This is a genomic window from Caulobacter sp. FG7 (genome assembly GCF_057808875.1).
Map to the genome: position 1 here is coordinate 21,473 of NZ_JBMDIW010000007.1, position 11,617 is coordinate 33,089.

Sequence of the window (11,617 nt, forward strand, 5' to 3'; positions counted from 1 at the left end):
TTTGGAGCGCGCCGTGAAGACCTGCCTCGTCGTCGACGACAGCCGGGTGATCCGCAAGGTGGCCCGCCGTGCGTTGGAGGATATCGGCTTCGAGATCGCCGAGGCCGCCGACGGCATGGAGGCGCTGGCCTGGTGTCGCGCGGCCATGCCCGACGCCGTCCTGCTCGACTGGAACATGCCGGTGATGAACGGCCTGGAATTCCTGCAGCGCCTGCGCCAGGAGCCGGGCGGCGACGCGCCGGTGGTGGTGTTCTGCACCGTTGAGAACAAGGTCGACAACATTCGCCTGGCGCTCGACAGCGGCGCCGACGAATACATCATGAAGCCCTTCGACGGCGAGATCATCGCCGCCAAGTTCGCCGAGGCGGGCCTGCTATGACCCCCGAGGACATGGATCTGCTGGCGGCCCTGGGCCGCGCCCGCGCCGGCATCAGGGTCGAGACCGACAAGCAGTACGTGGTCGAGAGCCGCCTGGCGCCGTTGGCCCGGCGCGAGGGCTATTCGTCGATCGAGGCCCTGATCGCGGCCCTGCGCGCCAAGCGCGAGGAGCGGCTGATCTGGGCGGTGGTCGAGGCCCTGACGGTCAACGAGACCGCCTTTTTCCGCGATCGCGCCACCTTCGCCTTCCTGCGCGACGTGGCGATGCCGGAGCTGTCGCGCCGCCGCAAGGACGGCTCGGTGCGGGTGTGGAGCGCTGCCTGCTCGACCGGCCAGGAAATCTACTCGCTGGCCATCGCCGCCGACGAGGCGCGCGATCTGGAGCCGGGCGTGCGCTTCGAGTTCTTCGCCTCCGACCTGTCCGAACGCTGCCTGGAGAAGGCCCAGAGCGGCCTTTACACCCAGTTCGAGGTGCAGCGCGGACTGCCGATCCGGTTGCTGATCAAGCATTTCGAGAACCAGGACGAGACCTGGGCGATCTCGCCGCGCATCCGCCAGGCGGTGCGCTGGCGGCGGATCAACCTGGTGTCCGACCTGTCGGCCATGGGTGTCTTCGACCTGATCGTGCTGCGTAACGTGCTGCCGGGCCTCGACCCGTCGGTGCGCGGGCGGGTGATCGAGAGCATGGCCGCCCGCCTGACCGAGGACGGCCTGCTGGTGCTGGGCGAGAACGAGAGCCTGGCGGGCGTCACCGAGGCCCTGCAGCCGCTGCCGGGACGCCCTGGCCTGTTCGCCCGCGACCCGGCCTTCCGCGCCGCCGCGGCCTAGATCCTGGCCCGGCGCCGACGGCGCGGCGCCAGGGTTTCCAGCATTTCCGAGACCCAGCCGGCCAGCCGTCGCCGCATCGAGGCGGGCGGCTCGGGCGCGTCAGCCATCGCCTTCGACAGCTTGGCGAACAGCAGGGCGGCCGGACCCGGTGCGGCCAGGGCGGCGCGCGCGTCGAGGGCGTCTATCACCTGTCGCGAGATCCGCCGGTAGGGCGCGGCCGGGACCTCGCCGTGGGCGGCCGGCGTGCGGCAGTCGGAGAAGTCGGGCGCCAGGCCGCAACCGGCCCGCAGCGCCTCGGTTATCCGGGCGGCGTAATCGGCGTCCTGACCCAGGCGGTCGACGTCGATGACCAGGTCGGCCTGCGGCAGGGCCTTCAGGTAGGACAGCAGGTAGATCGCGAGAAAAGCGGTGAACGACGCCCGCGCCGGGGCCCGCTTCAGTCGTCGGCGGACGGCGGCGATGCGCTGGGCCAGCGCGCCGCCCCTGGGCGTCGGCAGCCCCAGCCGCCGGGCCAGCGGTCCGGCCTCGGCCGCTTCCGACAGCAGGACATACTGGCAGAGCTCGAAATAGGTCGGCCGGGGGCGCTTGCGCAGCGAGTGGAACGACAGCCACTGCTGCAGCGGATCGCGGATCAGCACCACGTGGAACCCGCCGAACCGCCGCTTCAGCCAGTCGATGCGGCCCAGGGTGCGGCAACAGGCCAGCACCGGCGTCCGGCCGGCGGCCTGGGCGTGGCCGACCAGTCCGGCGACATAGGCGGTCTGGGCGGCGTCCTGCTGGCCGGCCGGCAGGAAATAGTCGTCGAGGGCGAAGCGCGGCTGGTAGCCGGCCACGCCGCCGCCGGGCGCCAGCAGGTCGGTGAACTCTGCGAGGTAAGGGGCGTCGTCGCCGGGGTGGCGCAGGCCGCTGGCGCGCGGGGTTGCGCGGGCGATGCGCTCGGGGGTCAGGGCCGCCAGCTGCTCGTGCCAGGGCTCGTAATAGGCCCGCACGCCGAGCAGGGCGCGAAAGCGGCTCCAGACATAGGTGCTCGAACAGCGCCAGCCGCTGTGCACGAAGACCGGGGGCAGGGCGGGATCGGGAAGGGCGGCCGGGATCGTCATGACCGCCAGGATCGGCGGCCCGGTTGTCGGGCTTATCTCCCGCGCGACAGGAAATCCGGGGTGTTCTTGTCAGGCCTGCAACGCTTGATGCGCATCCGAGACGCGCCGGCGCCGGTTCGGCGCCATCGCCGCAACAGGGCGATCCATGACGGCAAAAGGCCCGCTCCTGGTCGGAGCGGGCCCTGCGGTCCGGGCTGGGAGGCCCGTCTTAGTTTTTGGCGTCGCGGGCGGTGTCGCTGACGGCTTGGCCGGCCGAGGAGACGTCCTTGCCGGCGCCTTCGACGGTGTTGCAGGCGGCGACGCTGAGGCTGGCGGCGAGGGCGGCCAGGATGACGAACTTGCGCATGAGAGTTCTCCGGTGCTCGCCCTGACGGGCGCTTGAGATTGCCCAGAGCAAACGTGGCCCGCCGGCCTAGGTTCCGGCCTGATGCTGGGGCGGCGGCAGGGCCTGGGGCGTCGGAAACACCAGCCGCACGAGGAGGCCGCCCATCGGGCTGGCGTCGAACTTCACCTGGCCGCGCAGCTGGCGGGCGAAGGCGGTCATCAGGGTGCGGCCCACCCCTTCGCCGGGGCCGGCCGGGGCGCCGGGGCCGTCGTCGCCGATAGCCAGTTCGGCTTCTTCCCCGCGCACGAAGAAATCGACGGTCAGCACGCCGCCGCGCTCGGAAAGGGCGTGCTTCTGGGCGTTGGTGATGGCCTCGACGGCGAACAGGGCCAGCGGCGCCAGCCGGTCCGGATCGATGACCAGCGGATCGGCGTGGACCTCGGTGCGCACGGCGCCCTGGCCGTTGATGTCGCCGGCCAGCAGCAGGGCGGTCAGCTCCTCGAGGAACGGACGCAGGTCGACCCGCTTGAGGTCAGGCCCCTGGTAGAGGGCGCGATAGATCTGGGCGAGGGCGGTGATCCGCTGGCGGGTGTCATTCATCGCCGTGCGCGCGGCCGGATCGGTCAGGGCGCGCTGCTGCATGTTCAGCAGCGAGGTGATGATCTGCAGGTTGTTCTTCACCCGGTGATGGATCTCGCGCATCAGCGAGTCCTTCTCGGCCAGGCTGTCGCGCAACGAGGCGTCGCGCTGGACGATGCCGGCGGCCATGTCGTCGAGGGTCTTGGCCAGCTCGCGGATTTCCGGCGGCGCGCGCTCGGAGGCCTGGACCGGGCGAACCGTGAAGCGGCCCTTGGCGTAGATCGCCGCCACCCGGCGCAGATAGACGATCCAGCGGATCACCTCGCGCTCGGTGGTCCAGAAGACGCCGGCGAGGGCCAGGGCGAAGGCCAGCAGCGGCAGCAGCAGCCGCGAGATCGGACTGAGGGTCGCCCACGAGATCAGGCCCGGCGCGGGGGCCGACAGCACTACGAAGACGTCATCCTCGACGAGCGGGGCGGCCGAGAACAGGCGGTGGCGCCCCTGCGCGTCCTTTCCCGACCACAGGATCGTTTTCTGGCCCGCCTGGCTCTCTTCGCGCAGGTGCGTGTTCGAAGGGCCGAAGGCGTTGGGATCGGTGGCCGAAAAGATGCCCCCTCGCGCGTCGGCCAGGCCGATCTCGGCGCCGTCGGGCAGGAAGCGGTTGGCGGTCTGGGGCTTGAGGCTCGACAGGGTCAGGACGGCGGCCATGGCTCCATCGAACACGCCGGCGCCGTCCTCGGCGCGGACGGCGGTCAGCACCGAGGGCTCGCCCGCATAGACCGCGCCGGGCGCCGGCGCGACCGCCAGGTGGGCGCCCGCCGCCAGGTCGAGGAACCAGGGACGTTGCGCGCGCTCGGGGTCGCGCGGCGTGGTGCCGGCGGCGCAGGCCACGCGGCCATAGGCGTCGAAGCGGATCAGGTTGGCGTAGCCGGGCAGGCGCGACTTCACCGCGTCGAGCCGCCGGGCGCACTCCAGCCCGACCGAGCCGGGGCCCAGGGTCTGGAGCAGCACGCCGGCCGCCTCGATGCGGGCCCGGGCCGTCGCGGCGCTGTGGCCGGCGGCGAGCTCCAGGCTCTGCCGCCGGGAGTCGCCGTCGGAACGGAACGCCAGGTAGGACTGCACCACGCCGATGATCAGCACCGGCAGCAGGAACACCACCAGCGTCAGACCAAGCCGGATCCGGATCGTGCCGACGACTTCCGCCGCGCGGCCGTACACGCGCTTCACCGCTGGGTGCTCAGGCGCTCCGCATCGGCCAGGATGGCGTGCATCGCGTCGCCGGCGGCGCCGCCGTCGCGGTCATAGCCGCCCGACTCGAGAATGGCCTGCAGGGCCCGGCGCGCCCGGCTGACCCGGCTCTTCACCGTGCCGACCGCGCAGCCGCAGATGTCGGCCGCCTCCTCGTAGGCGAAGCCGCCGGCCCCGACCAGGATCAGCGCTTCGCGCTGCTCGGGCGGCAGCATGGCCAGGCTCATGCGCAGCTCGTCCAGGGCCACGGGGGCTTCGGGATCGTCCACGGCCACCAGGGTCCGCTCGGCGGCTTCCTGGTCGAGCTGGCTCTGGCGCCAGGAGCGACGCTTCTCCGAATAGAACTGGTTGCGCAGGATCATGAAGGTCCAGGCCTTCATGTTGGTGCCCAGCTGGAAGCTGGCGCGCGCGTCCCAGGCCTTCATCATGGCGTCCTGCGCCAGATCGTCCGCGGCCGTCGGGTCACCGGTGAGGGTGCGCGCGAAGGCCCGCAGGTGCGGGATGAGGGTGACGAGTTCTTTCTTGAAGATCCCGTCACGGGCCGGATCGATGGGCGATCGGCCGACTTGCGCTTCGCTCATGCTCAACGCTCTCCCGAAGGCTTGTCAGCCTTGCGCAGGATGTCGAGGAATTCGTCCGGGACCGGCTCGTTGACCACCTCGTCGAACATCTGCCGAAGCTTGACGCCGATGGCCTGCTGCCGAAGCCGCGCCTCATCGAGCGAGGCGGCTCCCTTGCGTTGATCTTCCATGGGTACGTGTTCGATCATGTCCTCGACGCCGGTTGTGCGCAGCGTCCGCCCCCTGCGGCCGAATGTGTAAATGCTGGATGTCAACGCCACATTCCGCATCGGGTTCCATAAGCTTGAGCATAGACTGCCAAAATTCGGATCGGTGCGGAACCGCCCTCGCGCAGGGCACGTTATGCACTCGACTGAACGGCATAGCTTTGCCGTGACAGAAGGCCTTTTTTGTTTCGAAGACACTCTACGGGAGGGGTCATGAGTCTTCTTGCCCGACTGGCGCCGCACCTGCCTTACGTTCGCCGCTACGCCCGCGCCCTGACCGGCGACCAGACGACCGGCGACCACTATGTGCGGGTGGCGCTGGAGGCGCTGGCCGCCGGCGAGCGTTCGCTCGACGCGGCGCTGTCGCCGCGCGTGGCGCTCTATCGCGTCTTCCACGCCATCTGGCTGACCTCGGGCGCCCAGCTCGAAGCCCGCCGGGACGATATCTCGGACGACGCCTCGCAGCGCCTGCTGCGCATCGCTCCGCGCTCGCGCCAGGCGTTCCTGCTGACCGCGCTCGAGGGCTTCACGCCCACTGAGGCGGCCCAGATTCTCGACTGCGACTTCGGCGAGGTCGAGCGGCTGATCGCCGACGCCCAGGCCGAGATCGACGCCGAACTGGCGACCGAGGTGCTGATTATCGAGGACGAGCCGGTCATCGCCGCCGACATCGAGGCGCTGGTGCGTGAACTGGGCCACGACGTGATCGACATCGCCGCCACCCGCGGCGAGGCCGTCGACGCCGTCGCCCGCAAGACCCCGGGCCTGGTGCTGGCCGACATCCAGCTGGCCGACGGCTCGTCGGGCATCGATGCGGTCAAGGACATCCTGGCCCGCCTCGACGTGCCGGTGATCTTCATCACCGCCTTCCCCGAGCGCCTGCTGACCGGCGAGCGTCCGGAGCCGACCTTCCTGATCACCAAGCCCTTCCAGCCGGAGACGGTGAAGGCGGCGATCGGCCAGGCGCTGTTCTTCCACCCGCGCCGGACCCGTCAGGCCGCCTGACGGCGGGGCCGGATCCCGAAACGACGAAGGCCCCGGCGAGCGATCGCCGGGGCCTTCTCTTTGGTGCGTTTCCATTGGGCTTCTGTGGCGAGCCCTTCCCCAGTCCCGCGCGGCTAGTGGGCCGGCGCGGTCTGTTCCTGCGGGGCCTGCTTGGGCGAGGCCAGCTCGGTCGTGCCCTGCTGGGCTTCGGCCGGCGTGTTGGCGCCCCGGTTGCCCTCGACCGAGGCCAGTTCGCCCGAGCGCATGCCCCAGCTGCCGAAGAGAGCGATGGCGGCCAGCACGATCGAGATCACCAGCACCCAGAAGATGTGGCGGCCCCAGCGGCCCTGGCGGGCGGGAGTGGCCTTCAGGGTCGGCGAATGCTCGGTATTGATGTCGGTCGCCATGGGCGCCTCCTATTTCGCGTCGTTCCACCCGGCCGGAGCCGTGCGGCCGGCGTCGAGTTGGGCGGCGGCGAAATGCTGGACGGTCCCGACCGCCAGCGCCATGCCCAGCACCGCCGCCACGGCGAGCAGGCGTGAACTCCGGGCTTGCCTGCGGCGACGCTGGGTTTCGAAGACCAGTCCGCCATGCGCGGCTTGATAGGCGCGGATCATCACGTCGCTCCCCATTCGCCCCGCGATGTCGCGGGATCACGAGAACAACGTTTCGCGCACGGCGCCGTTCCGAGGTCCGTTGCGCATGCCTGGCGACGCGGTTCGCCGGTGAGGCGAAAAATTTTTCGAAAAGTCGGGAACGCCGATCAGGGGAGGTCGTTCTATGTCTGCGGAGGCGGCGACGCCCCCCCGACTTGAGGCTGGCGATAGCCAGCCTGCCGTCTCCGCAACCCCCCTTTTCTGTCGAGCCTCAAGGCGGATCGGATCACCGACCCGCCTTTTCTGTACGCCTGGCTCAGGACGTGGGCTTGGCGGGACCTTCCAGGTCGATGCGCACGTCGGCGCGGCGGCGCAGGGGGCGCGCCTCGCCATCGCGGGTGGTCGCCCCGGCGTCGCCGGCCGCTGTCACCTCGAACGACACCTGCCGGAAGCCGACACGGGCCAGCGCCCCGGTCACGGCCGCGGCGCGCTTTTCCGACAAAGCGAGGTTGGCGTCGGGCGCTCCCACCGCGTCGGCCAGGCCCACGACGTGGACGTTCTTGGCCGTGCAGCCCTTGGCGAGGTCAGCCGCGCCGCGCAGCACCTGCCGGGCCTCGCGGGTCACCGCCGCGGAGTCGCGCTCGAAATAGATCGACACCGAGAAGTCCTCGCAGGCGGCCGGGACGGCCTCGATCTGCGCCCGGGACTTCGGCCAGGGGCTGCTTGCGCAACCGGCCGCCGCAACACCGATCGCCGCCATAGCGATCCACACGCCCGCCTTGCTCATTCGTCGCCCTCTTGTTGCACCCAACTACGCTGCCGCTCCGGACATGCCAAAGGCGGCCGACGCGCGCCGACCGCCTTCGAAATCCTGTTTGGACGAGGCCGCCTTAGCGGGGGCTGCCGTCTTCCCAGAAATAACGACCGCTGCGCGAGTCGTAGTAGTAATACCGTCCGGCGCGCTCGTCATAGTATTGGCGACGATTCACGTTGCTGGCGCCGCAGCCGCCGTCCTCGCGGCAGCCCTTGATGGCGCCGGCGGTGCCGCCGATGGCCGCGCCGATGGCGGCCCCGGTCCCTGCGTCGCCCGCGCCGACATTGTTGCCGATCACGGCGCCGGCGAGGGCGCCGAGAGCTGCGCCGCCGGCGGCGTTGCGTTCGGTGTTGCCGGTGGCCGTACAGGCGGTGGCCAGCAAGCCGGCGGCCGCCACGGCGATCACTGTGGTCTTCATCTTGGCTCTCCGTTCGAGCGTGTCCCGGTCACTCAAACGGAGCATGAGCGGCGGAAGTTCCGGCCCTCGCATCCGGGAACCCCGGCCAAGCGCCGCCGTTTGCTCCGCAAGGGGGCCGCTTTCGGCCACGCCGACGGGAGTTTCCATGCGCGTCGAACTGGTCGCCAACACCGCCTCGGGCTCGGTGGGACGGGACGGGCCCGAGAGGGCCGAGGCGATCCTGGCCGAGCACGGCGTCGAGGCCACCGTTCACGCCCCGGCCGGCGGCGAGCTCGAGCCCTGTCTCTCCCAGGCCCTGTCGCGAAAGCCCGACGCGTTGTTCGTCCTGGCCGGCGACGGCACGGCACGGGCCGCCGCGGAGATGGCTGGTCCCGACGGTCCGCTGGTCGCTCCGTTGCCCGGCGGCACCATGAACATGCTGCCCCGCGCCCTCTACGGCGAGCGGGCCTGGCCCGAGGCGCTGAAGGCCTGCCTGACCCATGGCGAGGAACGGATGATCTCCGGCGGCGAGGTGGCCGGGCGCCTGTTCTTCGTCGCCGCCATCCTGGGCAGCCCGGCTCTGTGGGCCGAGGCGCGCGAGGCCGCTCGCCAGGGGCGCGCCGACCTGGCCCTGATGCGCGCCCAGCGGGCCCTGCGCCGGGCCTTCTCCAGCCGCCTGCGCTACGTGCTGGACGGCCGGCCCAAGGAGAAGACCGAGGCCCTGACCCTGATGTGCCCCCTGGTCTCGACGGCGCTGGACGCCGACGAACGGGCCCTGGAGGCCGCGGCGCTGGATCCCACCAACGCCCTCGACATCTTCCGCCTGGGGGTCAAGACTGTCACCGGCGCCTGGCGGGACGACCCATCGGTCAGCGTCGGCCGCTGCCGGGTGGGGAAGGCCTGGGCGGGTGGACGGATCCCGGCCATTCTCGATGGCGAGCCGGTGCGGCTGGACGACCACGTCTCGATCCGCTTTCGCCCCAAGGCCTTCCGCGCCTTGGCCCTGAGGGACGACGCGCCGTGACCGGATCCGTCTTCAAGATGGTCCAGGTCTCCGACATCCATTTCGGCGGCGAGCACCCGCAGGCGGTCGAGGCGGCGGTGGAGTGCATCCACGCCGCGCGCCCGGACCTCGTCATCGGGGCCGGCGACCTGACCAAGGACGGCGCCCAGGTCGAGTTCGACGCCGCCCGCGCCTGGTTCGAGCGCCTGCCCCGGCCGCAACTATTGGCCCCAGGCAATCACGACAGTCCGTTCAAGGGGCCGGTGGAGGTCTTCGAGCGGCTGTTCATGCCCTGGCGGCGCTACGAGGCCCGGTTCGGCGAACCGGATGGCCTGGCCTTCCGCGACGAGCGGGCGGCCGTGTTCACGCTGAATTCGGCGCGCGGGGCGCAGGTCCGCTGGAACTGGTCGAAGGGCGCGGTGTCGCGCTCCCAGACCAAGGCGTTGGCTAAACGTTTGGCCGCCGAACCGCCGGGGCGGCTGAAGGTGGTGGTCTGTCACCATCCGCTGATCGAGATGATGGGCGGGCCGATGACCGCCAAGGTGCGGGGCGGGCAGGCCGCGGCCCTGGCCTTCGCCAACGCCGGCGCCGACCTGGTGCTGACCGGCCACATCCACGCGCCGTTCGTGCACGCCTATCCCTATGCCGGCGGCTGCACCCAGGCGGTGGGGTCAGGCACGCTTTCGGTGCGCGAGCGCGGCGTGCCGCCCAGCTTCAACATCATCGAGGCCGACGAGGCCGAGATGCGCATCACCGCCATGGCCTTCGAGCGCACTGGCTTCGTCGTCTGGCGCACCTGGGCGGTGAACCGGCGGCCCAACTGCAAGACGGAAGACCCGTAGTCCGGTGCGTGGTCCCAATCCTTCGACAAGCTCGGGATGAGGGCCAAGGCGAAGGCCGGCGCGGAAACCTCACCCTGGGCCCGTCGAAGGGCGAGGTTTCGTATCCCCTGAACGCAAGAAGGGCGGGATCTTGCGATCCCGCCCTTCTCGAGGTCGGCCCTCGGTCGGTTGCTTAGACCGGGTAGGTCCAGGCTTCGCCCTGGCCTTGAGCCGCGGCGTACTGGGCGTCGGCGAAGGCCCAGTTGGGCAGGGCGTCGAACCAGGCTTCCAGGAAGCCCTTACGGTTGTTCTGGTGGTCGAGGTAGTAGGCGTGCTCCCACACGTCGCAGACCAGCAGCGGGGTCACGCCCGGCTTGGTCATGGCGCCGTCGGCGTCGTGGGTCGAGATGATCGACAGCTTGTCGCCTTCGGCGACGAGCCAGGCCCAGCCCGAACCGAAGTGGCCGACGCCCTCGGCGACGAACTTTTCCTTCAGGCCGGCCAGGCCGCCGAAGGTCGCGTCGATGGCCTTGGCCAGGCCTTCGCCCGGACCGGCGCTGGCGGGAGCCATGCATTCCCAGAAGAAGGCGTGGTTCCAGGCCTGGGCGGCGTTGTTGAACACCTTGCCCGGGCCGGCGTCGGCGATGACGGCTTCCAGCGAGCGGCTGTCGTCTTCCGGCAGCAGGCCGTTCAGCGCGTTGACGTACGCGGCGTGGTGCTTGTCGTGGTGGAAGTGGAGGGTGTTGGCCGAGATGGTCGGCTGGAGCGCCTCGTAGGCGTAGGGCAGGTCGGGCAGCTTGAACATGGTCACTCCATGGCGAAACGCCCCCGGAAGATGGGCCGGGGGCGGTTGAAAGCTAGGTACGGCGCTGAAAAAACTTCAGCGCTTGGGCGGCGGGCGCGAGGCCATGAAGGCCTGGGCGACAGCCGCCGTGAAAGTCGGGTTCTTGAGCGCGAAGACGCCGGCGGCCAGGGCCGCGCCGATCGACAGGATCGGACGATCCTTGACGATGTCGACGATGCGCTCGGCGAAACCGTTCACCTCCGGCGGCGGCGCGTGGCGCGCGCGGCCGGCCTCGGCCCGGTTGGCGGCGACCATGCCGGCCACGGCGACGATGAAGGCGGTGACGGCGGCGACCACGGCGGCCGCGCCGGCGGGCGTCAGCAACGGCGCCAGCACCGCATACAGCGCGAAGGCGGCGGCGAACACGCTCACGGCAGCGGCCGCGGCGATCGCCGCGGCCGCTGCCAGCGTCATCAGGGTCTTTTCGAAGATCACTTGTTGTGGCTGCGGCTGCCGGCGAGCAGGAGGCCCAGGAGGACGCCGACGCCGAGGCCGGCCAGGGTGGCGGTGATCGGACGCTCGCGGACGCGCTCGGAAACGTACTTCTGGGCGTCTTCCAGCTGCTGGCCGGCGGTGTCGGTGTAGGTGCGGCTCTGGGCGCGCAGGGTGTCGAAGCTGTCGACCAGGTTCTTCTCGAGGCGCTTGGCGGCGTCGGCGAAGCTGGCCTTGGCGGCGCTGGCGGCCTCGGCGAAGGAACGTTCGGCGTGCTCGGCGGCCGCGCCGGCGGCGGCCGTCGCCTTGTCGGCTTCCTTCTGAGCGGTGTTCAAGGCGTTCGCGGGCATGTCTCGTCTCCGGTTCGCGGCAGGCTTTACGGGAAGTGCAGCTGAAGCTGCGCCCCGTCAACGCGGAGCCCGCACGGCCAGTTCCCACCTTAGCGCGACCGGAAAAGCTTCACCACAGGAGATCGTGCAAG

Annotated in this window: 17 protein-coding genes; 5 read left to right on the forward strand and 12 right to left on the reverse strand. The window is 70.7% G+C overall.

Annotated features, from left to right (window positions below; genetic code table 11):
• The first annotated feature begins 1 nt into the window (after position 1).
• Positions 2–379: a response regulator gene (locus tag ACODR1_RS07385; RefSeq protein ID WP_488879876.1), complete on the forward strand. Its 378-nt coding sequence runs from the start codon at positions 2–4 to the stop codon at positions 377–379.
• Positions 376–1,206, forward strand: a complete 831-nt coding sequence (locus ACODR1_RS07390) for a CheR family methyltransferase (RefSeq protein WP_488879877.1) — start codon at positions 376–378, stop codon at positions 1,204–1,206. Before ACODR1_RS07385 ends, ACODR1_RS07390 begins: the two co-directional genes overlap by 4 nt.
• Here ACODR1_RS07390 and ACODR1_RS07395 read toward each other — a convergent pair.
• The 5 genes from ACODR1_RS07395 to nepR form a co-directional block, all read right to left on the reverse strand.
• The gene (locus tag ACODR1_RS07395; protein WP_488879878.1) at positions 1,203–2,306 is read right to left on the reverse strand and encodes a hypothetical protein; all 1,104 of its coding nucleotides are present in this window, start codon (positions 2,304–2,306) and stop codon (positions 1,203–1,205) included. The two genes, ACODR1_RS07390 and ACODR1_RS07395, sit on opposite strands and share 4 nt — an antisense overlap.
• Positions 2,307–2,514: 208 nt before the next feature.
• Positions 2,515–2,652, reverse strand: coding sequence for an entericidin A/B family lipoprotein (locus tag ACODR1_RS07400; protein WP_101720506.1), 138 nt, complete (start codon positions 2,650–2,652; stop codon positions 2,515–2,517).
• A gap of 66 nt (positions 2,653–2,718) precedes the next feature.
• A complete protein-coding gene (gene phyK, locus ACODR1_RS07405; RefSeq protein WP_488879879.1) occupies positions 2,719–4,437 on the reverse strand; it encodes a sensor histidine kinase PhyK in 1,719 nt (572 codons plus the stop codon).
• Positions 4,434–5,039, reverse strand: a complete 606-nt coding sequence (locus tag ACODR1_RS07410; RefSeq protein WP_101720508.1) for a sigma-70 family RNA polymerase sigma factor — start codon at positions 5,037–5,039, stop codon at positions 4,434–4,436. The genes phyK and ACODR1_RS07410 overlap by 4 nt, the downstream gene beginning before the upstream one ends.
• 2 nt (positions 5,040–5,041) lie before the next feature.
• Positions 5,042–5,227 carry an anti-sigma T factor NepR gene (gene nepR, locus ACODR1_RS07415; RefSeq protein WP_101720661.1) on the reverse strand — a complete coding sequence of 62 codons (186 nt, stop codon included), beginning with the start codon at positions 5,225–5,227 and terminating at the stop codon, positions 5,042–5,044.
• A 231-nt stretch (positions 5,228–5,458) separates the two neighbouring features.
• Here nepR and phyR point away from each other — a divergent pair, with 231 nt between their 5' ends.
• Positions 5,459–6,250, forward strand: a complete 792-nt coding sequence (phyR, locus tag ACODR1_RS07420) for an anti-anti sigma factor/receiver protein PhyR (protein WP_101720509.1) — start codon at positions 5,459–5,461, stop codon at positions 6,248–6,250.
• 113 nt (positions 6,251–6,363) lie between these two features.
• Here the strand turns inward: phyR and ACODR1_RS07425 are convergent, their stop codons facing one another.
• From ACODR1_RS07425 to ACODR1_RS07440, 4 genes are all read right to left on the reverse strand, one after another.
• Positions 6,364–6,636: a hypothetical protein gene (locus ACODR1_RS07425; protein ID WP_101720510.1), complete on the reverse strand. Its 273-nt coding sequence runs from the start codon at positions 6,634–6,636 to the stop codon at positions 6,364–6,366.
• Positions 6,637–6,645: 9 nt separating this feature from the next.
• Positions 6,646–6,846 (reverse strand): hypothetical protein, encoded by a 201-nt coding sequence (locus tag ACODR1_RS07430; RefSeq protein WP_116569418.1) that lies wholly within the window; start codon positions 6,844–6,846, stop codon positions 6,646–6,648.
• Positions 6,847–7,141: 295 nt separating this feature from the next.
• Positions 7,142–7,612, reverse strand: coding sequence for an OmpA family protein (locus ACODR1_RS07435; RefSeq protein ID WP_488879880.1), 471 nt, complete (start codon positions 7,610–7,612; stop codon positions 7,142–7,144).
• 103 nt (positions 7,613–7,715) lie between these two features.
• A complete protein-coding gene (locus tag ACODR1_RS07440; protein ID WP_488879881.1) occupies positions 7,716–8,057 on the reverse strand; it encodes a YMGG-like glycine zipper-containing protein in 342 nt (113 codons plus the stop codon).
• A gap of 145 nt (positions 8,058–8,202) precedes the next feature.
• On the opposite strand from ACODR1_RS07440, the gene ACODR1_RS07445 reads away from it, so the two are divergent.
• Both ACODR1_RS07445 and ACODR1_RS07450 read left to right on the forward strand, forming a co-directional pair.
• Positions 8,203–9,060: a diacylglycerol/lipid kinase family protein gene (locus tag ACODR1_RS07445; RefSeq protein ID WP_488879882.1), complete on the forward strand. Its 858-nt coding sequence runs from the start codon at positions 8,203–8,205 to the stop codon at positions 9,058–9,060.
• Positions 9,057–9,881 (forward strand): metallophosphoesterase family protein, encoded by an 825-nt coding sequence (locus ACODR1_RS07450; protein WP_488879883.1) that lies wholly within the window; start codon positions 9,057–9,059, stop codon positions 9,879–9,881. The genes ACODR1_RS07445 and ACODR1_RS07450 overlap by 4 nt, the downstream gene beginning before the upstream one ends.
• A 172-nt stretch (positions 9,882–10,053) precedes the next feature.
• Here the strand turns inward: ACODR1_RS07450 and ACODR1_RS07455 are convergent, their stop codons facing one another.
• From ACODR1_RS07455 to ACODR1_RS07465, 3 genes are all read right to left on the reverse strand, one after another.
• Complete coding sequence (locus ACODR1_RS07455) at positions 10,054–10,665, reverse strand: superoxide dismutase (RefSeq protein ID WP_488879884.1); 612 nt, start codon at positions 10,663–10,665, stop codon at positions 10,054–10,056.
• Between the two features lie 75 nt (positions 10,666–10,740).
• The gene (locus tag ACODR1_RS07460) at positions 10,741–11,118 is read right to left on the reverse strand and encodes a hypothetical protein (RefSeq protein WP_488879885.1); all 378 of its coding nucleotides are present in this window, start codon (positions 11,116–11,118) and stop codon (positions 10,741–10,743) included.
• Between the two features lie 17 nt (positions 11,119–11,135).
• Positions 11,136–11,486, reverse strand: a complete 351-nt coding sequence (locus ACODR1_RS07465) for a hypothetical protein (RefSeq protein ID WP_165258757.1) — start codon at positions 11,484–11,486, stop codon at positions 11,136–11,138.
• Positions 11,487–11,617: the final 131 nt, after the last annotated feature.

Excerpts from the sequence above, each read along its gene's own strand:
- ACODR1_RS07390 (WP_488879877.1), top strand. The coding sequence starts at position 376 with ATGACCCCCGAGGACATGGATCTGCTGGCGGCCCTGGGCCGCGCCCGC.
- ACODR1_RS07395 (WP_488879878.1), bottom strand. The coding sequence starts at position 2,306 with ATGACGATCCCGGCCGCCCTTCCCGATCCCGCCCTGCCCCCGGTCTTC.
- ACODR1_RS07400 (WP_101720506.1), bottom strand. The coding sequence starts at position 2,652 with ATGCGCAAGTTCGTCATCCTGGCCGCCCTCGCCGCCAGCCTCAGCGTC.
- ACODR1_RS07410 (WP_101720508.1), bottom strand. The coding sequence starts at position 5,039 with ATGAGCGAAGCGCAAGTCGGCCGATCGCCCATCGATCCGGCCCGTGAC.
- nepR (WP_101720661.1), bottom strand. The coding sequence starts at position 5,227 with ATGATCGAACACGTACCCATGGAAGATCAACGCAAGGGAGCCGCCTCG.
- phyR (WP_101720509.1), top strand. The coding sequence starts at position 5,459 with ATGAGTCTTCTTGCCCGACTGGCGCCGCACCTGCCTTACGTTCGCCGC.
- ACODR1_RS07425 (WP_101720510.1), bottom strand. The coding sequence starts at position 6,636 with ATGGCGACCGACATCAATACCGAGCATTCGCCGACCCTGAAGGCCACT.
- ACODR1_RS07430 (WP_116569418.1), bottom strand. The coding sequence starts at position 6,846 with ATGATCCGCGCCTATCAAGCCGCGCATGGCGGACTGGTCTTCGAAACC.
- ACODR1_RS07435 (WP_488879880.1), bottom strand. The coding sequence starts at position 7,612 with ATGAGCAAGGCGGGCGTGTGGATCGCTATGGCGGCGATCGGTGTTGCG.
- ACODR1_RS07440 (WP_488879881.1), bottom strand. The coding sequence starts at position 8,057 with ATGAAGACCACAGTGATCGCCGTGGCGGCCGCCGGCTTGCTGGCCACC.
- ACODR1_RS07445 (WP_488879882.1), top strand. The coding sequence starts at position 8,203 with ATGCGCGTCGAACTGGTCGCCAACACCGCCTCGGGCTCGGTGGGACGG.
- ACODR1_RS07455 (WP_488879884.1), bottom strand. The coding sequence starts at position 10,665 with ATGTTCAAGCTGCCCGACCTGCCCTACGCCTACGAGGCGCTCCAGCCG.
- ACODR1_RS07460 (WP_488879885.1), bottom strand. The coding sequence starts at position 11,118 with ATGACGCTGGCAGCGGCCGCGGCGATCGCCGCGGCCGCTGCCGTGAGC.
- ACODR1_RS07465 (WP_165258757.1), bottom strand. The coding sequence starts at position 11,486 with ATGCCCGCGAACGCCTTGAACACCGCTCAGAAGGAAGCCGACAAGGCG.